The sequence below is a fragment of the Actinokineospora inagensis DSM 44258 genome (assembly GCF_000482865.1).
Classification (GTDB): Bacteria; Actinomycetota; Actinomycetes; order Mycobacteriales; family Pseudonocardiaceae; genus Actinokineospora; species Actinokineospora inagensis.
In genome coordinates, this window is the sequence record NZ_AXWW01000031.1 from 52,735 (window position 1) to 78,296 (window position 25,562).

Genomic DNA, 25,562 nt, shown 5'->3' on the forward strand with positions numbered 1-25,562 from the left:
CGGGACTATCCCTTCGGGGAGGTGGACAGCAGGTCGACGTTGCCGTCGAACTGCCACAGCGGGTTGGGTTGGTCCCCGTTCGGGGTCCGCACCTGGAAGTAGCCGTTCACTTCCTTCGGTCCGTCGCCGTCCGCGACGTACCGCCCGTCCGAGGTGACGTCGAGCTGGTAGATGGCCGACCCGGTGGCGTCGATGCCGGGCAGGTGCCAGGACACGACGCACCGCCAGTCGTTGCCGGGTCCTTCGGGGGCGACCAGCCCGTCGCCCTTGGTGCAGGCCGCGGTGACCGCCAGGTGCTCCTCGGCGACGTCGGGCCGGTGGAGCTGCGCGGTTTGCAGCCGGTAGAGGTGCGCGAACGCCGTGGCGACCGAGTCCTGCAGCTCGTCCTGCCGGATGCCGGACCCGCCGGCCGGGGTGGCCACGGCGACGACACCGACTGTCGCGGCGAACAGCACCGCCAGCGGCAGGGCGCCGGCGGTGAGCGCGCGGCGTCCCGAGCCCTGGTAGGTGGAGCTGGTGAAGTCGCGGCGCAGGAACAGCGCGTACGCGAGCGCGGTCGAGGTGACCGCCCACACCAGGCTGACCACGATGCCGATCAGCAGCGGACCGGTCTGCGCCGGACTGGTGAACAGGCCGTTCCAGGCGATGAACGCGTAGCTGGGCAGCGCGAGCCGGACGGCGACCGGCAACGGCAGCATCTGCACCAGGTCCATCACCAGCGCCACGACGACCGGCAGCAGCAAGCCCATCGGCGACCGTCCGAACGCGACAGACCCGAGCAGGCCGATGGCCGCCAGGGCCAATGTCGGGGCCAGCACGCAGATCCACGCGAGCAAGACCCGCCCGGCCGCGGCCGCGGGGGACAGCAGGTGCCCGTCGAGACCGACCAGGTCCCGGTTGCCGACCGCCAAGACCCCGCCGACCGAACTGGACACCGCCAGCCCGGCGACCAGCAGCAGGATGACGGTGAGGCTCGCCAACGCCTTGGCGGTGAAGATCCGCCGGGGCGACCGGACCGCCACCAGCAGGTGCCGCCACGTGCCCAGGCGGTCCTCCGCGGCGAACACGTCGCCCGCGATCAGTGAGGTCAGCAGCGGCAGCGCGTACACGCCCGCGAAGCCGAGCACGACCAGCGGGCCCGCCCACCCGGTCGCCCCCATCCAGCGGCCGAAGAGGGTGTCCACCGGCAGCGAGTCCTGTTGACTCACCGCGGCGACGAAGACTGCGGGCGCGAGCCAGCAGGCGACGAGCAGCACCCGAACCGCCCACTGGGACAGCAGCTTCACCAGCTCGAACCGGTAACCACGGCTGAGCGGCACGGGCCGGGCGGCAGTGGTGTCACTGGTTTCGCCGATGGTCGTCGCGGTCATCGGATGGCCTCCGGCTGGTCGGTCTGCTCGGTCAGGGCGAGAAACGCGGCTTCCAGCGGGGAGACCAGTGGGGCGAGCTCGCGCACCGCGAGGCCCGCGTGCACGAGCCGCACCACCAGGTCGTACCGGTAGCGGCTGAGCGGGATAGGCGGGGTGGCAGTGGTGTCGCTGGTTCCGCTGATTCCGCCGCCGGTGGTCTGCTTGGTGAGGGCGAGGAAAGCGGCTTCTAACGGGGAGACCAGGGGGGCGAGTTCGCGCACCGCGATACCGGCGTCCGCGAGCTGCACCACCAGGTCGTGCCAGTAGCCGCGGCCCAGCGGGACGGGCCGGGTGGCAGTGGTGTCGCTGGTTTCGCCGGTGGTCGTGGCGGTCATCGGGTGGCCTCCGGCTGGTCGGTCAGGGCGAGGAAAGCGGCTTCCAGTGGGGAGACCAGCGGGGCGAGCTCGCGCACCGCGATACCGGCGTGCACGAGCCGCACGACCAGGTCGTCGAGCGCGGGGACGAGCGTGCGGACCACGACCAGTTCCGGATCGGGGACGTCGATGAGGTGGATCCCGGGCGTCCTGGCCGCCACCTCGCGCGCGGACTCCGGGTCGGAGGTGCGCAGCCGGTAGTCCAGGTCGCTGTTCTCGTCGGACAGTTCGGCCAGCGGGCCGGAGAACACGACCTGCCCGGTCGCCAGGATCGTGACCTCGGTGCACAGCGCCTCGACGTCGTCCATCCGGTGGCTGGAGAGCACCACGGCCGTGCCCTCGGCGGCGAGCCGGGTCAGCACGCCGTGCACGTGTTTCTTGCCCGCCGGGTCGAGGCCGTTGGCGGGCTCGTCGAGCACCAGCAGTCGGGGCTTGGTCAGCAGCGCGGCGGCCAGGCCCAGCCGCTGGCGCATGCCGAGGGAGAAACCACGCACCCGGTCGTCGGCGACATCGGTGAGCCCCACGTCGTGCAACGCCTCGCCGATCCCCGCCTTCCGCGGGTTCTCGCCGCGCAGCGAGACCAGCGCGGCCAGGTTCTGCCGGGCGGTGAGCGCGGGATAGAGCCCGGGGCCCTCGACGAACCCGGCAACCCCCTCGGGCGCGGCCAGCGCCCGGCCGACCCGCGTGCCCAGCACCTCCAACGTCCCGGTGTCCGCGACGGTCAGGCCGAGCAGGAGCCCGAGCAGTGTCGTCTTCCCGGCGCCGTTGGGGCCGACCAGACCGTGGATCCGCCCGCCGACCACCGCCAGGTCCACCCGGTCGAGCGCGATGACATCACCGAAGTACTTCGATATCCCAGTGGCCCGAACCGCGAGGTTTGCGTCCATTCATCCTCTTCCGTCGGCCGGGAAAACCGTGGTGATCCGAGGAACCTAGGTACCGGACATGACGTCAGCGGGGGCCGCCGGTTGAACGTTCTCGGAACGCGTGATCGCCCATGCCGGGGCTGTCCTGGAACGGGTGGAATGCCCCTATCGCCGGGAAACGCGCCAGGTGAGCCGCCTGGCCGGTGGCAAGACCGCGTAAGGAAGCCCGGTGAGGGCGTTCGGGGTCCGTTAGGGACAGTCCCGTGCCCGCGGTGCGCGCGCTGGGATGTCGGTATGCGCACACCGGTTCCGGGCGAGTTCGGGTTCCCGCTGGGGGTGGTCGTGGCCGTCGCCGCGGCTTTCGGGGCGGTCGCCGTCGGCGCGACCGGGCAGCCGGTCGTCTCCGTCGTCGCGATGGTCGCGGTGGTCGACCTGGTTGCGGTGGTGAGCACCGCTCGGGCAACCCTGGGCACCGCGGTGGTCTGCTGGTGCCTGCACTCCGGGTTCGTGCTCGGCCGGGCGGGGGAGTTGGTGTTCACCGGGCGGGCGGGGCACGACGCCCTGGTCATCGGGTTGTGCGCCGCTGTCGGGGCGCTGTTCGCGTCGTTGGCGCGCTCGGCGGTCGCCGACGTCGCCGTGGAGATCCCGCGTCCGCGTCAGCCCCGTGCCCTGGGCGGCGGGACACCGTACCCGATGGTCGGACCGGGTGCGCAGCCGTGGTGAGCAGCCACACCCGAAGGCATTAAGAGCGCGTAAATGCGCTGGCGAGAACCCGTCATGAGACTGCATGGTCACGACTGACATGTGCCGTCCACGAGGGGACACGATGGATCAGGTCGCCGGGCCGGACGCCCGACACCCAGCCCGGCTCGCGGTGGTCGTCGGCGCTCTCGGGGTCGTGTTCGGCGACATCGGCACCAGTCCGATCTACACGCTCCCCACCGTCTTCAACCCCGCCGACCCGCACCCCGTCCCGGTCAGCACCGAGAACGTCTACGGGGTGGTGTCCCTGGTGTTCTGGTCGGTGATGATCGTCGTCACGGTCACCTACGTGTTGCTCGCGATGCGCGCCGACAACGACGGCGAGGGCGGCATCATGGCCCTGATCACGCTGCTGCGCCGGTGGGGCGGCACGCGCGGGCGCAAGGTGGCCGCCGCGCTGGCCGCGTTGGGCATCTTCGGCGCCGCGCTGTTCTTCGGCGACAGCATGATCACCCCGGCGATCTCCGTGCTGTCCGCTGTGGAGGGTCTGAAGGTCGTCTCGCCCGGGTTCGACCGGTTCATCGTGCCGATCACCGCGGTGATCATCATCGGGCTGTTCCTGGTGCAGCGCCGGGGAACCGCGGTGGTCGGCCGGTTGTTCGGGCCGGTCATGATCGTGTGGTTCGGTGTGATCGGCGCGTGCGGGGTGGTCGGCATCGCTGAGCACCCGCAGATCTTGCGGGCGCTGCTGCCGACCTACGCGCTGGGCTTCCTGGCAGGCCACTTCGGCATCGCCTTCTTCGCCCTGGCCGCGGTCGTGCTCGCCGTCACCGGCGCGGAGGCGCTCTACGCGGACATGGGGCACTTCGGCCGTCGGGCGATCACCCGCGGCTGGCTGGTCCTGGTGTTCCCCGCCTGCACCCTGAGCTACTTCGGCCAGGGGGCGCTGATCCTGGCCGATCCGGCCAACGTCAGCAGCTCGTTCTTCCTGCTCGTCCCCGGCTGGGGCAGGCTGCCGATGGTCGTGCTGGCGACGGCGGCCACCGTGATCGCCTCCCAGGCCGTGATCACCGGCGCGTTCTCGGTCACCTCGCAGGCCGCCCAACTCGGGTACCTGCCGCGGTTGCGCATCGCGCACACGTCCGAGTCGACCATCGGCCAGATCTACGTGCCGTGGATCAACTGGCTGCTGATGTCGTCCGTGCTGACCCTGGTGTTCGTCTTCCGCGCCTCGGCCGCGCTGGCGTTCGCGTTCGGCATGGCCGTCACCGCCACGATCACCATCACCACCCTGCTGTTCCTGTGCTACGCCCGGTGGCGCTGGCAGACCCCGCTGTGGGCGCTCGTGCCCGCGGGCGCGGTGCTGCTGACCGTCGACCTGCTGTTCGTCGCCGCCAACATGACCAAGTTCCTGCACGGCGCCTGGCTGCCGCTGCTGATCGGGCTCGCCGCGTTCACCGTCATGACCACGTGGCAACGCGGCCGCCACATCGTCACCGCCGAACGGGAACGCCGCGAGGGCTCACTGCGCGAGTTCATCGACGAGTTGCGCGGCGAGGCGCTGGTCCGCGTCCCCGGCACCGCCGTGTTCCTCAACCGCGGCAAGAAAACCGCGCCGCTGGCCATGCGCGCCAACACCGAGCACAACCACACCCGGCACGAACACGTCGTCATCATGTCCCTGGACACCGAGCCGGTCCCGCGCGTCCCCGCCGAGCGCCGCGTCGTCGTCGACGACCTCGGCTACGCCAACGACGGCATCATCCACGTCAGCGCCCGCTTCGGGTACATGGAGCCCCCGGACGTGCTGGCCGCCCTCACCGCTCTCGACCCGGCCACCACCGAGGGCGGCATCGACCTCACCCGGGCCTCCTACTTCCTCTCCAAAATCGAACTCCACCGCGGCCCCGATCCCACCATGGCGCCCTGGCGCAAACGCCTCTTCATCGCCACCTCCTACATCACCGCCGACGCCGCCGAACACTTCGGCCTGCCCCGCGACCGCACCGTCATCATGGGTGCGCACATCGACGTATAGCGCGTTCGCGGGTATCGGTGGTATGGGCTGGAAACTGTTCGCGGTTCGCCGCCCAAGGCCACTCGATACGTCCGGCTCTGCCGCCATCGCCGCAGTTGTGATAGGGCGCGGGGCCTGCCGGTGGTATTCCTCCGGGTGTTCCCGGCCATTCGGGTTCATATCACCGGCGGGAGCGCGCGGGTCGGTCCGGATAACAGGCGTTGCCAGTCGGGAATTCACGCGCCGGACACACGGCTATTCACCTGGAGATTCGCTGGAATCACGCGTGTCGGGTGGTTGCCGCGGATTTGCCTGATGTTGACAAACGGGCATTCCCACCATGGATTTCGTTGACTGGCGCACGGCCGCCCCCGAATGCTTGGTCGCGCTCGGTGACGCGTGCACAGCTCTGCGTCGCCAGTGCAGCCACTGGGCCGGTCGCCGGTGGGTCGCCCACGAGGCGGCGGCGAGCGGTACCGGGCGCGCAACCCTGCCCACGAGGAGCATGAATGAAGCGCAAAGGTATGACGGCCGGGGTAGCCCTCGCCGTGCTGGCCAGCGGCGCCGTCGCGTTGACCGCGTCGCCGGTGTTCGCCAGTCAGGACCAGGCCATCGACCACCAGGCACTCGCGGTCGCCGCCGCGGACCGGGCGGCGGCCAACGGTCTGGACGCCCTGGTCAAGGGCCCGGACGAGGTGTACGCCCGGGACATGGTGACCCCGTTCGTCAACGACCTGTACTCGATCAGCTACCAGCGGACCTGGCGCGGTGTGCCGGTGGTCGGCGGCGACGCGACCGTGCTGGCCGACGGCCAGGGCACCGTCCGGGCCACGGTCGCGGGCACCAGGGCCGGGGTGGCCGTCCCGTCCACCACCGCCAAGGTCGCCAAGGCGGCCGCCGAGCGGACCGCGCGGTCCCGGCAGGCGACCACCAGCCAGGCGCAGCCGAGCAGGCTGGTCGTCAAGGTCACCGACGACAAGCCCGCGTTGGCCTGGGAGCAGTTGCTGATCGGCACCCGGAAGGACGGTGGCCCCAGCCACCTGACCGTCTGGGTGGACGCCACCACCGGCGCTGTCCTGGACCAGGTCGAGGACGCCGCCGAGGGCACCCTCAACAGCGAGTGGAACGGCCAGGTCTCCATCAACACCACCCACTCCGGCAGCACGTACACGCTGGCCGACCCGACCCGTCCGGGTCTGCAGTGCGCCGACTACAGCGGCGGTCGGGTGTTCTCGAAGGCCACCGACAGTTGGGGCACCGGTAGTGCCTCCAGCAAGGAGACCGGCTGCGGCGACGTCATGTACGACGCGAGCCAGGAGTGGAACATGCTCAAGGACTGGTTGGGCCGCAACGGTCACACCGGTTCTGGCCGTAGCTGGCCCGCGAAGGTGGGTCTGAACGAGCTGAACGCGTACTGGGACGGTTCCACGATCACCATCGGCCACAACTCGGCCAACAAGTGGATCGCCTCGATGGACGTGGTCGGCCACGAGTACGGCCACGGCCTCGACCAGAACACCCCCGGCGGCACCTCGCGCGAAGCCGGTCTCGGTGAGGGCACCGGCGACATCTTCGGCGCGTTGACCGAGGCGTACGCCAACAACCCGAAGGACCGCCCGGACTACACCGTGGGCGAGACGGTCAACCTGCAGGGCTCGGGCCCGATCCGCAACATGTACAACCCGTCGCTGGTCAACAACGACCCGAACTGCTACAGCGCCTCGATCCCGAACGCCGAGGTGCACAAGGCGGCAGGCCCGCTCAACCACTGGTTCTACCTGCTGGCCGAGGGCTCGGCCCCCGGCGGCGGCAAGCCGAACAGCCCGACCTGCAACAGCTCCAGCGTCACCGGGGTCGGCGTGAAGGACGCGGGCCGGGTCTTCTACGGCGCCATGCTGCTCAAGACCAGCGGCATGACCTACAAGAAGTACCGGGTCGCCACCCTGACCGCCGCGAAGAACCTCGACAAGACGTGCAACCTGTACAACCGCACCAAGGCCGCGTGGAACGCGATCTCGCTGCCCGCGCAAACCGGTGAGCCGACCACCTGCACTCCGCAGGTCTAGGCAGGTCTAGGCAGGTCTAGGCAGGTCTGATCGCGCACAGAATGGCACGACCCGGTGGGGTGGGACGACTTTCGTCCCACCCCACCGGGCTTTGACCTGGGGTTTCACCCTGTGGTGCCATCGGTGGCACATGGCCTGAGCCAAGATGGCTTGCAGCGGTGCCAAGCGTGTGCCATAGTGGTGCCATGGACTTGACCACATACGTGAGCAACCTCGGCCGCGAGTTCGCCGCGCTCGCCGAGGCGGGTGGCGAGGACGCGCGCGCGCTGGTCGAGCGCCTGACCGGGCCGCTCGAGTCGGCGATCCGGATGGCCATGCTGGACGCGCTGTCCGCCGCGGCCGACGAGATCACCCGCGACCTGGCCCCGGGGTCGGTCGAGCTGCGCCTGCGCGGCCGCGACCCCAACTTCGTCGTCACCGCGCCCCCCGCCGAGCCGTTCGAGCCCGCGGGCGAGGCGCCCCCAGTCGACGGCGCGCCGGACGACCTGCTGTTCGCCGAGGACGGTCCCGCCGCCCGGATCAACGTCCGGCTGCCCGAGCAGCTCAAGGCCGCGGTCGAGGCGGCCGCCGCCAAGGAGGGCCGCTCGGTCAACGCCTGGCTGGTCCGGGCCGCGGCCGCCGCCCTGCAGCGCTCCGACCGCGAACCGCGCCCGGAGCCGCACGGCACCGCCAAGCGCGGCAAGCAGCGGCTCACCGGCTGGGTCCGCTAACCACCAGCCGTTCCCCCTTACGTCCCCGACCTGCGGGGACGGTTCAACCACTCATCTCCTGGAGACAGCCATGCCAAAATTCGACACCCCCGAAGCCATCTCCCTCGTCGTCGAGCTCGGTGTCGGCGACGTGCGGATCACCGCGAGCGACCGGGGCGACACCGTCGTCGAGGTCCGCCCGAGCGACGAGACCGACGAGTCCGACGTGAAGGCCGCGCGCCAGGTCACCGTCGAGTACGCCAACGGGACCCTGCAGATCAGCGGCCCCAAGGCGCGCGTGTTCGACTTCTCCCGCAAGACCAGGGCGGTCGACATCAGCATCGAGCTGCCCACCGGCTCCCGGGTGTCCGCCGACCTGCAGGCGGGTGGCTTCCGCGGCGCGGGCGTGCTGGGGGAGTGCCGGTTCAAGACGTCGATCGGCAACGTCGGGCTCGACCGCACCGGGCCGCTGCGCCTGGACACCGGCACCGGCCACGTGACCGTCGAAGGCGTCGCCGGGAGCGCGGAGGTCACCACCGGGTCCGGCAAGATCCGGATCGGCGATGTCGACGGCGGCGCGGTCGTCAAGAACTCCAACGGGAACACCACGATCGGCGCGGTCGCCGGTGACCTGCGGGTGCGCTCGGCCAACGGCGAGATCGAGGTCGAACGGGCGGGCGCCGGGGTCGACGCGAAGACCTCGAACGGCGGCATCCGGATCGGCGAGGTGGTCCGCGGCGCGGTCACCCTGGCGACCGCCCTGGGCGACCTGGAGATCGGCGTCGCCGCGGGCACCGCCGCCTGGCTCGAGGTCAACACCGCGTTCGGGCACGTGCACAACCTGCTGGACAACGCCACCCGGCCCGAGGACGCCGACGAGACCGTCGAGGTCCGCGGCCGCACGTCCTGCGGCGACGTCACCATCCGCCGCTCCTGATCTCCCGGAAGGGGAAAACCATGCACGCCATCTCCGTGACCGGACTGCGCAAGTCGTTCGGCGACCACGTCGTGCTCGACGGCCTGGACCTGTCCGTCCACTCCGGAACGGTCTTCGCGTTGCTCGGTGCGAACGGCGCCGGGAAGACCACCACGGTCAAGATCCTGTCCACTTTGCTCAGTGCGGACGCGGGCGATGCCCGGGTCGCCGGGCACGACCTCGCCCGCGAACCCGACGCGGTGCGCGCCGCGATCGGCGTCACCGGCCAGTTCTCCGCGGTGGACACCCTGCTCACCGGCGAGGAGAACCTCCTGCTGATGGCGGACCTGAACCACCTCGGCCGCGGCGCGCGGCGCGCGCGCGTCGCCCAGTTGCTCGACCAGTTCGACCTGGTGGACGCCGCCAAGAAGCCCGCGATGAGCTACTCCGGCGGCATGCGGCGGCGGCTCGACCTGGCGATGACCCTGGTCGGCAGCCCACGGGTGATCTTCCTGGACGAGCCGACCACCGGGCTGGACCCGCGCAGCCGCCGGACCATGTGGCAGATCATCCGCGACCTGGTGGCAGGCGGCGTCACCATCTTCCTGACCACGCAGTACCTCGAAGAGGCCGATGAGCTGGCCGACCGGATCGCGGTCCTCGACGGCGGCAAGCTCGTCGCCGAGGGCACCGCGGCCGAGTTGAAGCGCCGCATCCCCGGTGGCCACGTCCGCCTCCGCTTCGCCGACCAGCACGGCCTCGACACCGCCATGTCCGTGCTGGGTCAGGCTTCCCGCGACAACGACGCCCTCGCCCTGCGCGTCCCCAGCGACGGCAGCCTCCGCGCGCTCAAGGCGTTGATCGACCAGCTCGACCACCGGTCCATCCAGGTCGACGAGCTGTCCGTGCACACCCCCGACCTCGACGACGTCTTCCTCGCCCTCACCGACCAGAAGGTGACCCGATGACCACCATCAGCCCGCCCCTGCGCTTCCACCCCCTGCGCGACTCCGCGACGATGCTCCGCCGCAACCTCAAACGCATGCTCCGCTACCCGTCGATGACGGTGATGCTCGTCGGCATGCCAGTCGTGTTCCTGCTCCTGTTCGTCTACGTCTTAGGCGGAACCCTCGGCGCGGGCCTGGGCGGCGGCCGCTCCGCGTACGCCAACTACGTCGCCCCCGCGATCATCCTGATGACCGTGACGGCGGTGGTCCAGGGAACCGCCATCTCGGTCGCCATGGACATGACCGAGGGCGTGATCGCCCGGTTCCGCACCATGCACATCGCCCGCGTCTCCGTCCTCACCGGACACGTGGTGGGCAGCGTGATCCAAGCCCTGTTCAGCCTGACCATCGTCATCGGCGTCGCCCTGCTCGTCGGTTTCCGCCCCACGGCGGGGGTGTTGGCCTGGCTGGCCACCGCGGGGTTCCTGGTGCTGGTGACCTTCGCCCTCGTCTGGCTGTCGGTCGCCCTCGGCCAAGTCAGCAAGACAGTCGAGACGGCCAGCAACCTCCCCATGCCGCTGATCCTCCTCCCCTTCCTCGGCAGCGGCTTCGTCCCCACCGACTCCATGCCCACCGCCCTCCGCTGGTTCGCCGAGTACCAGCCCTTCACCCCGATCATCGAGACCATCCGCGCCCTCCTGATGTCCCACCCCCTCGGCAACCACGCCTGGCTCGCCCTGACCTGGTGCGCCGCCATCACCCTCACCGGCTACCTCTGGTCCAAACACCTCTTCAACCGCGAATCCCACTGACCCGCCGCGCACCTGCCACGGGGATCGGCACATGCGGACAATGATCCGCTCGACCCCGTGGTCGGCTGCTGATCACCGCCGAGTGGGTGCCGGTCGCGACTGTGGGGTGGGCTCGGTCCGCCTGCGCTGGGTCGGCCATAACCTGGTTCAAGCGCGCACCATCGCCCACGACGCCGAATGCGGGCTCGGGCGTGTACCGCCCAGGTTTCTCATCCACACCCACCGGTTACCGAGCACCGCCGTCCGGTTGTTTTGTGACCTGCGCCGGTGGTTGCCGTTGGTCGGGGAGGCGGGCCACGGCGGTCAGTCGCAACCGCAGGTCCTTCGGTCGCAGCGTGGCGGCGGGGACGGCGCGGACGGTGCCGGAACTCGTTGGCGTCACGTACCAGTGGCGCAGGATGGTGGTCAGTGCGATCGCGATCTCGGTCAGCGCGTACTGGGTGCCGACGCACTTGCGGGCGCCGCTGCTGAACGGGATGTACGCCGTGCGCGGTGGTTGCCGGTCGATCCAACGGTCCGGGTCGAACTCGTCGCCGCGCGGGTAGACGTCGTCGCGGAGGTGCAGCAGGTACGGGCTGACGACCACGGCGGTGCCCGCCGGAATCCGGTGTCCGGCCAGTTCGGTGTCCGCGCTGGTGGTGCGGGTGAACATCCACACCGGCGGCCACCGGCGCAGCGATTCGGTGATCACCCGGCCGGTGAGCGTCTCGTGACCGGGCGCGGTCCCGGCGGCGAGCACCTGGTCGGCCTCGGCGCGCACCCGCTCTTGCAGGTCCGGCCGGGTGGCGAGCAGGTGCAGTGTCCACGTCAGACAGCTCGCGGCCGTCTCGGTGCCCGCGATGAAGAAGGTGACGAGCTCGTCGGTCAGGCCGTCGTCCAGGTCTGAAGCCAGCAGCGCGGAGAGCAGGTCGCCGCGGTCCTTGTTGGGGTTCGCACGGCGATTGGCCACGACGTTGTCGAGCACGCCGCGCAGCCGGTCGGTCGCCTGGTGGTAGCCGCGGTTGCCCGGTGTGGGCAGGTTGTTCACCGCGGCGGGCCGCATCATCCGGTGGTACAGGCCGGTCATCAACGTGGACACGTCGGCCAGCGCCTGCTTGAGTTCGGACGTGGTCAGGGCGTCGGAGAACATGGTGACGGCGACCGTGCGCGAGGTGATGTCCATCATCCCGTCGAGCACGTCGAGCGGTGCGCCGTTGGTCCAGGTCTCGGCCACGGCGCCTGCCTCGCGGGCCATCACCTCGGCGTACCCGGGCAGCCGGTCGGCGTGGAAGGCGGGCTGGACGAGCCGCCGTTGCCGCCGGTGCAGGGCGTGCGGGCAGGAGGACAGGCCGTTGCCCGCGAACTCCCGGACCCGGTCCCAGAACGGGCCGCCCTTGTCGAAGACGTGGTCGTCGCGCAGCACCTGGTCGGCCAGGTCCGCCCCGCACACCACCACGGCGCGCACCGGCCCCAGCCGCACCGCGACCAGGTCGCCGTGGCGGGGCAGGGATTCCAGCAGCCCCAAGGGATCGCGCATCAGCGACAGGGCGTGCCCCAGCAGGGGCAGCGCTCCGGGTGCGACGGGGATGTCAGTGGTCGTCATCGCGGAGCGCCCTCCCGGGTCCGGTGTGAGCAGGCGGTCACCGTCCCCCAAACGCTAGGGGGACCGCCACCGCCGACCAAGGCACGTCACCCGTCCAGATGAAGCGGCACGGCCACGGGCGCCGCGGTTCTGCTCACCGGAGCTGAATCAGCCTGCCGGTGCTGTTCTCGCGGGCAACGATGGGGTACCGGGCTCGTCGCCTGCGTGGCGGTTGAGCCGGGGCGGCGCGGTGAGTGGTCGCGGCCGCCGGTCATCCGCTGTGCGGAGTCCGGGTGAATGTGCCGCACGGTGGAGTGACGGCGTCCGAACAGGTGCAACCGCGGGCCGGCGTGTCGCGATGGACCCCGTGGCTCGACGGTCGAGTGCTGGTGTCGTCTGTGGAGGTTCGCGGTGGACGTCTGGTCATGGGCACGCGGCAGTCGGTTCGTCATGGGAATAGTCGCCGTGGGGCTGGTGGGGTCGGGCCTGGCGGTCGGCGCGACGACCGCGGCCGCCGAGCCCGTTGCGCCGCGACCGCCGGTGGTGGTGTTCGCGGAGAACTTCGAGAATGGTCAAGGTTCCGCCATCACCTGGGTGAACCGCTACGTCGGCGCGGCGCCGCTGGGGCAGACGTACACCGCGGACCCGGTGTGGTTGGCCTCGTGCAACGGGATCATCGCGTCCGAGCTCAACCAGGCGACCGATCCGCCCGGCGCGGGCTGCGGCGGCTGGTGGCCACGGGTCAAGGACCTGGCGGGCGTGCTCGGTGACTGGGCGGACGGCAGCGGCGCGACCAACCACGCGGTCACCGCGTACACGCACACCGACCCGGGCGCGGGCCGGACCCAACTGCAGAGCACCGCCCCGATCCCGATCTCGGCGCCGAACCGGTTCATCGCGTTCTCGGTCGACGTCGCCGAGCAGAACTGCTACGGCCAGCACACGAAGTACGCGTTCTACCTGCTCGACGGCGCCACCGCCATCCCCGCGTCCACCCGCCCGATCGCGCCCTGCGAGGACGCGACCACGGTGATCAACGGGACCGCGGTCGGCACGTTCCACAGCGACGCGCCGGTGCTGTTCGCCGGGACCTCGCTCGGCCTGCGCCTGGTGAACCAGCAGCCCAGCGGCAACGGCAACGACAGCGCCTTCGACAACGTGCGGGTCCTCGACGTGACACCACAGGTGGGGATCGCGTTCGACCCGAACCCGGTGGAGGTCGGCAAGACCTCGAACCTGACGCTGACGGTCACCAACACCACCGAGTTGAGCGCCAAGGCAGGCTGGTCCTTCACCCTCGCGCTCCCCCCTGGCCTCACCCAGGCACCCACGGTCGCAACGACCTGCGCAGGCACCACGTTCACCCCAGTGGCAGGTGCGTTCAGCGCCACCGGAACCCTCCCCGCAGGCGCCGAGTCGTGCACCATCACGCTCCCGGTGCGCGCCGCCCGGACCGGGACCTACACAAGCTGCGGCGGTGACTTCGCGCCACTCGTCGGCCTGAACCCGCCCGGTTGCGCCACCCTCAAGGTCGTCGGCCCCACCCTCGCCTACGCCGCCCACGCCCACGGTGTCCGAGTGTCCACACTGCTCGGTCCGCTCCCCCCGCTGGCACCCGCCGACCTCACCTGCACCACCACCCCCACCACCGACTCGGCCACCCTCGCGACCGCTTCCGTGCTGGGCTCCACCAGCGCCCTCGTCGACACCGCCACCGGCACCACAGACCCCGACGGCCTGCGCACCGCCCACGCGACCTCCCACACCGCCGTGGTCAACCTCCTCGCGGGCCTCATCACCGCCGACGAACTCCACTCCGAGGCGATCGCCGCCACCACACCAACCGGCGCCATCACCGTGTCCGGCTCCAGCGGCCTGACCAACCTGCGCGTCGCGGGCGTGCCGGTGATCCCGAAGGTCAACCTCAACCTGACCATCCCCCTCGTCGGCTCAATCACCACCGACGAACAGATCCCCGGACCCAACGGCATCACCGTCAACGCCCTGCACGTCAGACTGCTCGCGGGCACCGATCTGGTGGTCGGCCAGACCACCGCCTCCCTCGGCACCCCCTGCCTGGGCTGAGGCCCCCGTTCGGCGGCGCCGACGTCCCCGGGCCTGACGTCGGCGCCCCGGTCACCGCCGCGCCAGCCTGCGCTCCGGCCCGACCCCGTAGTCCAAGTGGTAGTGCGCGAACACCTTCGGCTCATCAACCGCAGGCAACTCCCCATCCACCGCGATCTGCGGCGCGTCACGCACAAGATCCTTCGAGTACCGCACCCGCACCGACTTCGGAGTCACGGTAACGTCGATGGCAGGCACGAACACCAGATGATGCTTGCCGATGAGCCCACCCACGTCGATCGTGAGAAAACTGGGCTCATCACTGATCGTGTCGACGTAGACCGCCTCCAGGACGCCGATCTTCTTCGAATCCGGGTCCAGCACATCTATCCCAACCCAGTCGCGCAAATTTTCCACGGTGAACATGCCCCAGGAGTACCCCGTTACCACCGCAGCACACCTCCACCCCCGAAGGACCCCAACCGAGCTACCCCCCGCCTCGACCCCACCCCCACAGAGGGCTTCCGCCCCACATCGACGAAGCCCCCCGGCGCCGCGCGCCTCAAAAACCGCCCCCATATCGACAAAGCGCCACACCCGCACCGCACACCTCGAAACCCCACCTCACATCGACGAAGGCCGCCAGCCCACCCCCCGCGCCTCGGGACCCGCCCCATATCAGCGAAGTCCCACACTGGCCCCACGCGCCTCGGGACCCGCCGATGCCAACTGCCCGTTGTGGTGGAGTTGTTTTGTTTGGGGGGAGCGGTGGCCTAAGCCGGCTGGCGGGTAAGGCCACGCTTTCCAGTGGCCCCGCCTTTTAGCCTTACCCAGGCTGCCGCTAGAGGCCCCAAACAAAACAACTTCACCACAACGGGCACCACCGCTTTCATCTGGCGCCCGAGGCCGGCGTCGCCGAAGGCGACCAGACCCAACCCCGAGCGCAGCGAGGTCCAGAGATCCTCAACTCACACAAAACTCATTCCCCTGCGGATCCGCTAGAGTCACCCACCGAAACGGCCCCTGATCCCCATCGTGAAGCTTGACCGCCCCCCGCGCGATCAACCCCTCCACCGCAGCAGCCACATTCTCCCTCCCCACCCACACATCCACATGTACCCGGTTCTTCACCGTCTTCGCTTCAGGCACCCACTGAAACAACATCCGCCGCTTAACAGTCGGATGGTTGATCGCCGCCCCCGTCTTCCACACCAGCGCGCCATTGTGCGTTGTGGTGTCAGACTCACGAGCGTGACCTTCGGTCACCATTCTGCGGATGAACTCCTCGTCAGTGGGTTCCACCGCCCAGCCGAGGGTCTCGGCCCACCAGTCGGCGAGAGTGTGCGGGTCGCTGGAGTCGACCACGACCTGGAAGTCGTGCGGTGTGCTCATGCGGCCACCCTAGAGGCCATTCCGGACGATTAGTGTCCGCTCACGGGCTCCCTGCGCGGTGAACCGGCACCGCACCGTGAACGCCCGCGGGCTCGGGCCGTTCGCCCGGAGGTAGGCCAACCGCGCCAACCCGTCGGCCGGGCTCGGGCGTTGGCCGACCCTGATCCACCACAGCGCCGTGGCCGGGAGCGGGACGCGCTCGAACCATTCCCTGCGGTGCCGGACGAATCGGCCGTGTTCGGCGCGGTAGGCGTAGTCGTGCAGCACCCGGTACGACTCCCACACCGAGATGTTCAGCGCCATCCGCTCGTCTCCGAGCAGGTCCGCGCCGTTGAGGCGGTCGCCCGGCGATGGCAGCCGCCACACGAATCCCGGCGCCGACTCGGCGAGCCGGTTGACCCGGCGCAGCACGCTGAGGAAGGTCGCCAGTCGTGGATCGTCCGGCGGTACCCGCAGTTTGGACACGTTGACCTGCGCGAGGTGGAACCGGCCCCCGATCAGCATGCGACCGAGGGTAACGGGGGTGTCACGAGTTGAGGGTGTGGCTCGGCAGCACACCGAACGCCGAGCGGTAGTAGCCGGTGAACCTACCGGCGTTGAAGAAACCCCACCGGGCGGCCACGGCCGTCACGGTGTCCGCCCCGGGCGAGGCGTTCACGAGTTCCCGGTGCGCGTGTTCGAGCCGGATCCGCCGCAGGTAGGCCAGGGGAGTGGTGTCGAGGTGGCGGCGGAACGCGAGCTGGACCGCCCGCACCGTCACCCTGGACGCGACGGCGACGTCGGCGAGTGAGATGTCGGTGCCCGCGTTCTCCTCGATGTAGGCGATCGCGCGGCGCAGCGTCGGCGGGTACGCGTCGTGCCGGTCGGTTCCGGTTGGTTCGAGGACGGCGGTGCTCGGGAAGGTCGCCAGCGCGGTGGCGGCCAGCAACCGGGCCGCGTTCGCCAGCACCAGCGTCTCCGCGCCGGTGCCGAGCACGTCGTCGACCAGGAACTCCACCGTGCGCCGCCACCGCCGGGCGCCCACCTCGGTCAGCGGCCGGTACCCGGTGAACCGCGGCCGCCCGCTCGCCACCTCGCCCAGCAGCTCCGCCTCGAAGGTGACCGACCGCAGCTCGGCCAGCCAGGCCCGGGTCGCGAACCGCTCACCCGGCCGCGAGTGCACCAGTACGTCCCCGGGGGCGATCCGGTCGAACTCGGTGCCCAGGGTCCGCTCCGCGCGGCCGGCGTGCAGGTCGACGAACACCGGCCCGGTCGCCTCGGCGCTGTAGGCCAGGTCCAGTGGCAACCGCAGGTCGTCGATGGTGAACCGGCCGCCGCTGGCCCGCTGGTGGGCCAGCGTCCCGGCGCTGAGCCGGTCCACGGTCAGGTCGTGGTCGAGCGTCTCCACCAGGTACTGGTTCGCCCGGTCTGGGTCGTCGGTCTCGAACCGGGTGATCCGGTCCGGCTGCCGCTCCTGCTCGGGAACGGCCGTTCGGGACATGGTCTCCATCGCCGTCTCCATCGCCCTGCCTTCCACCCTGGTTCCTTGCCGACTACCCCGTCCCGCCGCGCCCGAACCTGGCAACCGGCTGTGGAACCCATGAGTTGGCTGTGCGCGGCCGCCGTTCGCTCGGAAGGGCGAACCGGAGGCCGAACCCCCGGTGGCAAGCGAACCCCACCGCGAGGCAGGAAGCATGACTGTGAGCACGATCTCGAGTGCGTCGAGCACCGCGCTGGCCCAACTCCAGCAGACCCAGCAGACCCAGGGCACCCACCGCCACGGCGAGATGCGCAAGGCGTTCGACGCCGCCGCCAAGACCCTCGGCATGTCGACCGACGACCTGCGCAGCGCGCTGCAGAGCGGTCAGAGCATGACCTCGCTGGCGCAGAGCAAGGGCATCAGCACCGACGCCCTCACCTCCGCCATCAGCGACGCGCTGACCAGCGCGGACTCCAGCCTGACCGCCGACAAGGCCAAGGAGATCGCCCAGCGCGTCGTCGCGGGCCCCGGCCAGGGCGGCCCGGGTGGTCCCGGCGGCGCGGGCGGGCCGGGTGGCCCGCCGCCCGGCGGCAAACCCGACTCGCGGATCGAGAGCGCCCTTTCGTCCGTCGCGGGCGCCCTCGGCATGTCCGACGACGACCTGAAGGACGCCCTCAGCTCCGGCCAGTCCCTCACCGACGTCGCCGCCGCCAACGGCATGGACGCCGACACCCTCAAGACCACCCTCACCACCGCCATCAGCAAGGCCGACTCGTCGCTGTCGTCGGACGCGGTCAGCGCGCTCGCCGACAAGATCATCCAGGGCCCGCCGAAGAAGGAGCAGGACAACCAGACCGACCGGCAGGGCTTCGACCTGTCCCAGCTCAGCAGCTCGCTGGACAGCTCGTCGATCAGCAAGCAACTGCTGAGCAGCGTGTACTCGCAGCAGTCGTCACAGTTGGCCGCCGCAGGCAGTTGGGCCTGACCCGCCCCGGCTCCCACCCGATCGGGTGGGAGCCGGTTAGGGTGTCCTCAGTCATGCCCCGCCGGTGCCCGCGCCACGCGTAGCATTCGGGGGACGTCGAGGGAGGACCACAAATGGCGACATCACACGCCCGCGTCGCGACCGACCGCCCCGGCCGGTACGCCAAGCAGTTGGCGGCGCACATGGCCCGCAAGGTCGAGACCGAGTGGGACCCGGACACCGGCGTCGGTGAGCTCCGCTTCCCGTTTGGCACCTCGGCGCTGCGCGCCGAGCCCGACGCCCTGCTGCTCACCGTGGACGGCGCGCCCGAGGACCTGGAGCGCCTGGAGGCCGTGGTCGGCAAACACCTCGTCCGCTTCGGCGCCAAGGACGAGTTGGTGGTCGCCTGGACCCGCGACACGGGCACCCCCGGCACCGAGTGGCGCAACGACGAGGACCCCGCCTGACCCCCGTCACCCACCCGGGTCGCCCCGCTCAAGCTCCGGTCACCCGACCGCCGATGACCCCCACATGGTCATCAAGCCGACCCTGGTCGCCCTCCTCCTGCTGCTCACCGCCTGCGCCCACCCGGTCCCCTTCGCGACCGCGCCGCCACGCGCCCACGAGCCCGACCAAATCGGCTGCCTCACCACCCCCGTGACGTCGTCGCCGACCACGTCCACCACCGCCGCAGCCCCGTTGTCCCTGCGCACCGCCCCCACTTTGGGCGTGTCGCTCCAGGGCAGCCCCGCCGTCTGGACCGAGATCCAACGGGAACTCGCGACGTACGAGAAGTCGGACTACCAGCACGTCACCACGGTCAACCGCTCCACAGGCACCTACATCGTCGACTGCTCAGGCTGGGGCAACGTCCTGCTCCGCACCGCCTCCTGCGCCGCCTACGCCGACCTCGTCGCCTCGGCCAACAACACCCGAGGCACCACCTTCACCGCGTCCTGCGACCTCGGCGCAGGCCAAATAGAACACGGCCCCTACGCGGTGGACTGGGCCCACATGCTCTCGTCAATCCCCCCGGGCACCCCCAACGCCCACTGGTCCCGCCTGACCTCCGTCGCCACCCTCACCCCCGGCGACGTCATCACCTACGCCCTCGGCCCCAACGCCACCGACACCGGCCACGTAATGTTCTGCGCAGGCCACCCCACCCAAACCTCCCCCACCGAATGGACCGTCCCCATCGCCGACTCAACAGCCAGCGAACACGGCCCAACCGACACCCGCCACAACAACCCGAAAAACATCAACGGCACAGGAATCGGCACCTCGTCACTGACCCTCATCACCGATACCAACGGCACCCCAACCCCCCAATTCCGCTGGTACCCGACTGACCCAAACATTGATACCGTTCCAGCCCCCGTTCTCCTGGGTCACCTGAACTAACCCTCTCGCACCCGCCCACCCACCCACCGGAAATCGCCATCGAGACTACGCCGCGAAACCCACACCTCATCGACGAAGTGCCACACCCACACCCCCCTCCCAAAAAAACCCACGCCCTATCGACGAAGGCCGCCAGCCTGCGCCGCGCGCCTCGGGACCCGCCGACACCAACTGCCCGTTGTGGTGGAGTTGTTTTGTTTGGGGGGGGCGGTGGCCTAAGCCGGCGGGCGGGTAAGGCCACGCTTTCCAGTGGCCCCGCCTTTTTGCCTTACCCAGGCCACCGCTAGGGGCCCCAAACAAAACAACTTCACCACAACGGGCACCACCGCTTTTATCTGGCGCCCGGGGCCGGCGTCGCCGCCAGGCGACAAGGCCGAATCTCGAGGCGCAGCCGAGGCCTGGAGTCCCTGTGTGGGCTCGTCGGGCCAGGACTGTCGGTGGGCTCGTCTAGGCTGTGTATTCAGGGGCTCAAGTCTAGGTTGATCATGGTTCGAGTGCTCACAGAGGGCACTGAGCCTCGCTTCGCTCGGGTTTCGGCCTTGTCGCCTGGCGGCGACGCCGGCCCCGGGCGCCAGATTAAAACGGTAGTGCCCGTTGTGGTGAAGTTGTTTTGTTTGGGGCCCCTAGCGGTAGCCTGGGTAAGGCTAAAAGGCGGGGCCACTGGAAAGCGTGGCCTTACCCGCCAGCCGGCTTAGGCCACCGCTCCCCCCAAACAAAACAACTCCACCACAACGGGCAGTTGGTGTCGGCGGGTCCCGAGGCGCGCGGGGCAGGCGTGGGACTTCGTCGATATGGGGGAGGTCTCTATTTTTTTTGGGGGGGGGGCGGTGTGGGTGTGGCGCTTCGTCGATGAGGGGTAGGGGTTCTTAGGCGGGCGGTGCAAGAATGTGGCGGTGTGGCGGTGTGATTCTGGGGTGTTGTTAGAGTGGGGTGGTGCCGGTGTAGTTTTCGGCTAGGGATTGGGTGGTGGGGGGTGAGGTGGTGGTGTGGTGGAGGTGGGAGAGTTGGAGTTGGGTTTCGAATTCCGTTTGGTCTGGTGAGATGTGCAGCATGGTTGTCATGGTGTTGGAGAAGTGTTGGGCTCGCCAGATTCTGCGGAGGCAGGTCTCCGTGTAAGCGTCCAGGAGTTCGGGGGAGCCGGTTTGAGACAGGTGGGTGAAGGCTTCGGCTAGGACGGTCACATCGTGGGCGGCGAGGTTGAGGCCTTTGGCGCCGGTTGGGGGGACGATGTGGGCGGCGTCGCCTGCTAGGAAGAGGGGGCCTTGTTGCATTGACTGGCGGACGGAGGCTCGCATGGGGAGGACTGATTTGGCGGTGATGCGGCCTTCGTTGGGGGTGTGGGGGGTGAGGCGGGTGGTGAGTTCGGACCAGATTCGGTCGTCTGGCCATGTGTCGGGGGTGGTGCCGTTGGGGACCTGCAGGTACAGGCGGCTGATGGTGGGGGAGCGCATGCTGGCCAGGGCGAAGCCGTGGCGGGAGTGGGCGTAGACGAGTTCGTGGTGCACGGGGGGTGCGTCGACGAGGATGCCGAGCCAGGAGTAGGGGAAGGAGCGGGAGAGGACCGGGGCGGGGACCAGGTCGCGGGTCACTCCGTGGAAGCCGTCGCAGCCGACGATGTAGTCGCACGAGAAGGTGTGGGGTTGGCCGTCGTGGCGGTAGTGGATCATGGGTGGGTCGAGGGTGATCGACTGGACTTCGGCTTCGAACAGCAGTGGCAGGTCGTCGGCGAGGCGGAGGGCGATGAGGTCTTTGACGACCTCGGTTTGGGCGTAGATCCAGACCCGGGCGCCGGTGAGTTCGACGAAGTCGACCCGGTGTGCGGCGCCGTCGTAGACGAGGTCGATGCCGTCGTGGGGGATGCCGAGTCGGTCGAGGCGGTCGGCGGCGCCCGCGGCGCGGAGGGTGTTGACGGTGCCCTGTTCGAGGATTCCGGCGCGTTGGCGTTGTTCGACGTAGTCGCGGTCGCGGTTCTCGAACACCACGCTGTCGATCCCGGCGCGGTGCAGCAGGCGGCCCAAGAGGAGACCGGCCGGGCCCGCGCCGACGATGCCCACGGTGAAACTCATCCGAGAACTTCTTGCGCCACAGCGAAAGCACGGTTGGCGGCGGGCACTCCACAGTAGATCGCGGACTGCAGCAGGACCTCGCCGATCTCCTCGCGGGTGAGGCCGTTGCGCAGCGCGGCCCGGACGTGCATGGCGAGTTCTTCGAAGTGGCCGTGGGCGATCAGCGCGGTCAGGGTGACGCAACTGCGGGTGCGCCGGTCCAGTCCGGGGCGGGTCCAGATCTCGCCCCAGGCGTAGCGGGTGATCAGGTCCTGGAAGTCGGCGGTGAAGGCGGTGGTCTTGGCGACCGCGCGGTCGACGTGGTCGTCGCCGAGGACTTCGCGGCGCACGCGCATGCCCGCGTCGGGGGTGCCGTCGCTGGGGAGGTGGCCGCCGGGGAGGTGGTGGCGCAGCGCGGCGGACACCGCGGTGGGTTGGTCGACGACGGTCAGGTGCCCGCCCCCGTTGATCTCCACGAGGTTCGCGGGCCGGATGCCGTCGGCGAGTTCGCGGGCGTGCGCGGGCGGGGTGGCCGGGTCCTGGCGGCCCGCGATGATCAGGGTGGGCGTGTCGATCTCGTCGAGCCGGGCGCGGATGTCGTATGTGGACAGTGCGTCGCAGCAGGCGGCGTAGCCCGCCGGGTCGACGGTGACCAGGTCGCTGATCAACCGCTCGCCCAGCGGGGACGCCGGGGAGTCCGGGTTGGCGAACCAGCGGCCGACGGTGGAGGCGACCAGGGACATCGTGCCCTCCGCCCGCACGGTCGCCGCGCGGTCGCGCCAGGTCTTGGGGTCGCCGAACCGGGCCGACGAGCAGATCATCGCCAGGGAGAGCACGCGGTCGGGCTCGCGCAGCGCCATGACCGCACCGGTGGCGCCCGCGATGGAGACGCCCGCGTAGTGGAACGTCGACCAGCCAAGGGAATCGGCCAGGGCGAGCACCGAGGTGGCGATGTCGTCGACGGTGGCCCCGGCGGGGAGCGGGGGAGCGCCGTTGTGGCCGGGGAGGTCGTAGCGGCACACGCGGAACCGGTCGACGAGGGTGGGCAGCACCGCGTCCCACACCGCGGTCGAGGTACCCACCGACGGGCCGAGCAGCAGCGGGGGCGCCCCGGCGGGGCCGTCCATGCGGTGGTTCAGCTCAACGGAGGTCAACGAAGATCGTCTCCCGATCGCCTTGCAGGCGGATGTCGAAGCGGTACCGGCGGTCGCGTTCGCGCGTCGCCAGCAGGGTGGCCAGCCGGTCCGCCCCGGTGTCCGGGAAGTCGGCGCGCAGGGCGTCGGCGTGGTCGGGCAGGTAGATCCGGGTGTGCAGGTGGTGCAGCAGACCGCGGGCGAACACCGCCACCGCGAGGTACGGGGTGGCGCCGGGCCGGTGCGGGCCGGGGGCGACGGTGCGCACCGCCCAGTGGCCGTCCGCGTCGGTGGGGACCCTACCGAAGCCGGTGAAGTCCAGGCCGTGCCTGCCGATGACCTCGCCCGTCACCTGGTCGTGGCGCAGCGAGCCGGGGGCGCCGGTGAGCGAGCCGTCCCGGTCGGCCTGCCAGATCTCGACCAGGGCGTCCGGCACTGGGTCGCCCGCGCCGTCGAGCACCAGGCCGTGCACGGTGATCGACTCGGGGCCCTCGGCGATGTCGCCGCCGCCGGTGAACGGGAGCGCGTAGCCGAAGAACGGGCCGACGGTCTGGGCTGGGGTGGGGGGCAGGCTCATCGGTCCTCGAACAGGGTGCTGATGGGGCCGTCCAGGACGATGTCCCAGCGGAAGCCGAGCGACCACTCGGCGACAGAAAGATCGTGGTCGTAGCGGGCGACCAGCCGGTCCCTGGCCGCTTGGTCGGTGACTGACCGCAGCACCGGGTCGTACCGGAACAGCGGGTCGCCCGGGAAGTACATCTGGGTGACCATCCGCTGGGTGAACGCGGTGCCGAACAGCGAGAAGTGGATGTGCGCGGGTCGCCACGCGTTGACGTGGTTGCGCCACGGGTACGCGCCGGGCCGGATGGTGGTGAACGCGTAGCTGCCGTCGTCGTCGGTGAGGCAGCGGCCGAATCCGGTGAAGTTCGGGTCCAGCGGCGCCGGGTGCTGGTCCAGGTCGTGCGCGTACCGGCCCGCGGCGTTGGCCTGCCAGATCTCGACGAGTTGCCGCGGCACCGGCCTGCCCGAGCGGTCCACCACCCGCCCGGTCACCGTGATCCGCTGGCCCGCGGGCTCGCCAGCCAAGCCGAGGGTGAGGTCGCTGTCCAAAGAGGACACGTCGGTCGCCCCGAACACCGGACCGGCCAGCTCCACCGCCTCCGGGTCGACAATCGGCAACAGCGGCTGCCTCGGGTGCCGCAGCGCGCTGCTCCGGTACGGCGGGTAGTCCCGGTTCGGGTGGTGCGGGTCCGGCGGCGCGGTCCGGTCCGCCTCGACGATGGCGGCGTCGATCTCCGCCTGAGTCGGTGCAGTGGTCGGTGGAGTGGTCATCGCATTCCCCTCGGGACGCGCAGGTCGGCGTCGGTCTTGGCGGCGACCTCGGCGGCGGTCACCCCGGGCGCGAGCTCGACCAGTTCGGCACCCCCCGGTCCGACGTCGAGCACGCCGAGGTCGGTGATCACCCGGTCCACGCAGGCGACCCCGGTCAACGGCAGGTCGCACGCCCGCACGACCTTGGCCGCCCCGTCCCGGGTGGTGTGCGTCATGACCACCAGCACCCGCCGCGCGCCGTGCACGAGGTCCATGGCGCCGCCGATGCCGGTCACCAGTTTGCCCGGCACGGCCCAGTTCGCCAGGTCACCGGTGGCCGACACCTGCATCGCGCCCAGCACGGCCGTGTCGATGTGGCCGCCGCGGATCATGCCGAACGACAGCGCGGAGTCGAAGTAGGCGGCCCCGGGCAGCACGGTCACCGTCTGCTTGCCCGCGTTGATCAGGTCCGGGTCGACCTCGTCCTCGGTGGGGAACGGACCGGTGCCCAGGATGCCGTTCTCCGACTCCAGCGTCACGTGCACCCCCGGCGGCAGGTGCTCGGGGATCAGCGTCGGCAGGCCGATGCCCAGGTTGACGTACTCGCCGTCGCGCAGTTCGGCCGCCGCGCGGGCGGCCATCTCGTCGCGGGACCAGGGCATCAGTCCACCTGCCGGGTCGTGCGGAACTCGATCTTCTTGTCGGCGGCCTGCGCCGGGGCCAGTTCGACCACCCGCTGCACGAACACGCCGGGCAGGTGCACGTGGTCGGGGTCGATCTCGCCCGGCTCGACCAGCCGCTCGACCTCGGCGACGGTGACCCGCCCGGCCATCGCGGCGAGCGGGTTGAAGTTCCGCGCGGACTTGGCGAACACCAGGTTCCCGTGCCGGTCGCCCACCGCCGCCCGCACCAGCGCGAAGTCGGTCCTGATGCCGTGCTCCAGGACGTGCTCGACGCCGTCGAACTCGCGGGTCTCCTTCGCGGGCGACGCGATCGCGACCGTGCCGTCCGGGTGGTACCGCCACGGCATGCCGCCCTCGGCGACCTGGGTGCCCACACCGGCCGGGGTGTAGAAGGCGGGGATGCCGTGGCCACCGGAGCGCAGCCGCTCGGCCAGGGTGCCCTGCGGGATCAGCTCGACCTCCAGCTCACCGGCCAGGTACTGCCGCGCGAACTCCGCGTTCGCCCCGATGTACGAGCCCGTCACCCGCGCGATCCGCCCGGCGGCGAGCAGCACGGCCAGCCCGGACTCCAGCGCGCCGCAGTTGTTGGACACCACGTGCAGCCCGCCGACGCCTGCCCGGTGCAGGGCGTCGATCAGCGTGGTCGGGACCCCGGCCAGGCCGAAACCGCCCACGGCCAGGCTCGCCCCGTGTCCCACGTCGGCCACCGCCGCCGCGGCGCCGTCGATCACCTTGTCCATGGACCGCC

Annotated in this window: 25 protein-coding genes; 11 read left to right on the forward strand and 14 right to left on the reverse strand. The window is 70.4% G+C overall.

The window, feature by feature from the left end; genetic code table 11:
* Positions 1–5: 5 nt before the first annotated feature.
* Genes H504_RS0113780 through H504_RS0113790 form a run of 3 tightly spaced genes read right to left on the reverse strand, consistent with a single transcriptional unit; the run spans position 6 to position 2,670 of the window.
* Positions 6–1,370: an ABC-2 family transporter permease gene (locus tag H504_RS0113780; RefSeq protein ID WP_026423260.1), complete on the reverse strand. Its 1,365-nt coding sequence runs from the start codon at positions 1,368–1,370 to the stop codon at positions 6–8.
* Positions 1,367–1,744 carry a hypothetical protein gene (locus H504_RS43065; protein WP_026423261.1) on the reverse strand — a complete coding sequence of 126 codons (378 nt, stop codon included), beginning with the start codon at positions 1,742–1,744 and terminating at the stop codon, positions 1,367–1,369. The genes H504_RS0113780 and H504_RS43065 overlap by 4 nt, the downstream gene beginning before the upstream one ends.
* On the reverse strand, positions 1,741–2,670 hold the full coding sequence (locus H504_RS0113790) for an ABC transporter ATP-binding protein (protein ID WP_026423262.1): 930 nt from the start codon (positions 2,668–2,670) through the stop codon (positions 1,741–1,743). Before H504_RS0113790 ends, H504_RS43065 begins: the two co-directional genes overlap by 4 nt.
* A 273-nt stretch (positions 2,671–2,943) precedes the next feature.
* On the opposite strand from H504_RS0113790, the gene H504_RS41150 reads away from it, so the two are divergent.
* The 7 genes from H504_RS41150 to H504_RS0113825 all read left to right on the forward strand — a co-directional run bounded on the left by H504_RS41150 (position 2,944) and on the right by H504_RS0113825 (position 10,798).
* Positions 2,944–3,372: a hypothetical protein gene (locus H504_RS41150; protein ID WP_051385815.1), complete on the forward strand. Its 429-nt coding sequence runs from the start codon at positions 2,944–2,946 to the stop codon at positions 3,370–3,372.
* Between the two features lie 103 nt (positions 3,373–3,475).
* Complete coding sequence (locus tag H504_RS0113800; protein ID WP_026423263.1) at positions 3,476–5,389, forward strand: potassium transporter Kup; 1,914 nt, start codon at positions 3,476–3,478, stop codon at positions 5,387–5,389.
* 488 nt (positions 5,390–5,877) lie between these two features.
* Positions 5,878–7,434: a M4 family metallopeptidase gene (locus H504_RS0113805; protein WP_026423264.1), complete on the forward strand. Its 1,557-nt coding sequence runs from the start codon at positions 5,878–5,880 to the stop codon at positions 7,432–7,434.
* A gap of 185 nt (positions 7,435–7,619) precedes the next feature.
* A complete protein-coding gene (locus H504_RS0113810) occupies positions 7,620–8,144 on the forward strand; it encodes a YlcI/YnfO family protein (RefSeq protein ID WP_026423265.1) in 525 nt (174 codons plus the stop codon).
* Positions 8,145–8,214: 70 nt separating this feature from the next.
* Positions 8,215–9,060, forward strand: a complete 846-nt coding sequence (locus tag H504_RS0113815; RefSeq protein ID WP_026423266.1) for a DUF4097 family beta strand repeat-containing protein — start codon at positions 8,215–8,217, stop codon at positions 9,058–9,060.
* Positions 9,061–9,080: 20 nt separating this feature from the next.
* Entirely contained in the window at positions 9,081–10,007 is a 927-nt protein-coding gene (locus tag H504_RS0113820) for an ATP-binding cassette domain-containing protein (protein ID WP_211239314.1), read from the forward strand.
* Positions 10,004–10,798 (forward strand): ABC transporter permease, encoded by a 795-nt coding sequence (locus H504_RS0113825; protein ID WP_026423268.1) that lies wholly within the window; start codon positions 10,004–10,006, stop codon positions 10,796–10,798. Before H504_RS0113820 ends, H504_RS0113825 begins: the two co-directional genes overlap by 4 nt.
* 226 nt (positions 10,799–11,024) lie before the next feature.
* Here the strand turns inward: H504_RS0113825 and H504_RS0113830 are convergent, their stop codons facing one another.
* Positions 11,025–12,380, reverse strand: coding sequence for a cytochrome P450 (locus H504_RS0113830; RefSeq protein WP_026423269.1), 1,356 nt, complete (start codon positions 12,378–12,380; stop codon positions 11,025–11,027).
* A 390-nt stretch (positions 12,381–12,770) separates the two neighbouring features.
* On the opposite strand from H504_RS0113830, the gene H504_RS0113835 reads away from it, so the two are divergent.
* Complete coding sequence (locus H504_RS0113835) at positions 12,771–14,444, forward strand: choice-of-anchor P family protein (protein WP_026423270.1); 1,674 nt, start codon at positions 12,771–12,773, stop codon at positions 14,442–14,444.
* 51 nt (positions 14,445–14,495) lie between these two features.
* Here H504_RS0113835 and H504_RS0113840 read toward each other — a convergent pair whose 3' ends face one another.
* The 4 genes from H504_RS0113840 to H504_RS0113855 all read right to left on the reverse strand — a co-directional run bounded on the left by H504_RS0113840 (position 14,496) and on the right by H504_RS0113855 (position 17,331).
* Positions 14,496–14,849, reverse strand: coding sequence for a PRC-barrel domain-containing protein (locus H504_RS0113840; RefSeq protein WP_026423271.1), 354 nt, complete (start codon positions 14,847–14,849; stop codon positions 14,496–14,498).
* Positions 14,850–15,386: 537 nt separating this feature from the next.
* Positions 15,387–15,815, reverse strand: coding sequence for a VOC family protein (locus H504_RS0113845; RefSeq protein WP_157440390.1), 429 nt, complete (start codon positions 15,813–15,815; stop codon positions 15,387–15,389).
* 9 nt (positions 15,816–15,824) lie between these two features.
* Positions 15,825–16,319, reverse strand: a complete 495-nt coding sequence (locus tag H504_RS0113850; RefSeq protein ID WP_026423273.1) for a DUF3291 domain-containing protein — start codon at positions 16,317–16,319, stop codon at positions 15,825–15,827.
* A gap of 22 nt (positions 16,320–16,341) precedes the next feature.
* Positions 16,342–17,331: a helix-turn-helix transcriptional regulator gene (locus H504_RS0113855; RefSeq protein WP_157440391.1), complete on the reverse strand. Its 990-nt coding sequence runs from the start codon at positions 17,329–17,331 to the stop codon at positions 16,342–16,344.
* A gap of 163 nt (positions 17,332–17,494) precedes the next feature.
* Between H504_RS0113855 and H504_RS38660 the strand changes: the two genes are divergently transcribed.
* From H504_RS38660 to H504_RS41975, 3 genes are all read left to right on the forward strand, one after another.
* Positions 17,495–18,259 (forward strand): hypothetical protein, encoded by a 765-nt coding sequence (locus H504_RS38660; RefSeq protein ID WP_169735385.1) that lies wholly within the window; start codon positions 17,495–17,497, stop codon positions 18,257–18,259.
* A 113-nt stretch (positions 18,260–18,372) separates the two neighbouring features.
* Complete coding sequence (locus tag H504_RS34915) at positions 18,373–18,705, forward strand: DUF2218 domain-containing protein (RefSeq protein ID WP_035304288.1); 333 nt, start codon at positions 18,373–18,375, stop codon at positions 18,703–18,705.
* A gap of 64 nt (positions 18,706–18,769) precedes the next feature.
* Positions 18,770–19,642 carry a hypothetical protein gene (locus H504_RS41975; protein ID WP_026423276.1) on the forward strand — a complete coding sequence of 291 codons (873 nt, stop codon included), beginning with the start codon at positions 18,770–18,772 and terminating at the stop codon, positions 19,640–19,642.
* Positions 19,643–20,562: 920 nt separating this feature from the next.
* Here H504_RS41975 and H504_RS0113875 read toward each other — a convergent pair.
* Genes H504_RS0113875 through H504_RS0113900 form a run of 6 tightly spaced genes read right to left on the reverse strand, consistent with a single transcriptional unit; the run spans position 20,563 to position 25,554 of the window.
* Positions 20,563–21,708 carry a 4-hydroxybenzoate 3-monooxygenase gene (locus H504_RS0113875; protein ID WP_026423277.1) on the reverse strand — a complete coding sequence of 382 codons (1,146 nt, stop codon included), beginning with the start codon at positions 21,706–21,708 and terminating at the stop codon, positions 20,563–20,565.
* Entirely contained in the window at positions 21,705–22,814 is a 1,110-nt protein-coding gene (pcaDC, locus tag H504_RS43620) for a bifunctional 3-oxoadipate enol-lactonase/4-carboxymuconolactone decarboxylase PcaDC (RefSeq protein WP_035304314.1), read from the reverse strand. Before pcaDC ends, H504_RS0113875 begins: the two co-directional genes overlap by 4 nt.
* 13 nt (positions 22,815–22,827) lie before the next feature.
* Positions 22,828–23,397: a protocatechuate 3,4-dioxygenase subunit alpha gene (gene pcaG, locus H504_RS0113885; protein ID WP_026423279.1), complete on the reverse strand. Its 570-nt coding sequence runs from the start codon at positions 23,395–23,397 to the stop codon at positions 22,828–22,830.
* Complete coding sequence (pcaH, locus tag H504_RS0113890) at positions 23,394–24,152, reverse strand: protocatechuate 3,4-dioxygenase subunit beta (RefSeq protein WP_026423280.1); 759 nt, start codon at positions 24,150–24,152, stop codon at positions 23,394–23,396. The genes pcaG and pcaH overlap by 4 nt, the downstream gene beginning before the upstream one ends.
* The gene (locus H504_RS0113895; RefSeq protein ID WP_026423281.1) at positions 24,149–24,793 is read right to left on the reverse strand and encodes a CoA transferase subunit B; all 645 of its coding nucleotides are present in this window, start codon (positions 24,791–24,793) and stop codon (positions 24,149–24,151) included. Before H504_RS0113895 ends, pcaH begins: the two co-directional genes overlap by 4 nt.
* Positions 24,793–25,554, reverse strand: a complete 762-nt coding sequence (locus H504_RS0113900) for a CoA transferase subunit A (protein ID WP_026423282.1) — start codon at positions 25,552–25,554, stop codon at positions 24,793–24,795. Before H504_RS0113900 ends, H504_RS0113895 begins: the two co-directional genes overlap by 1 nt.
* Positions 25,555–25,562 lie beyond the last annotated feature (8 nt).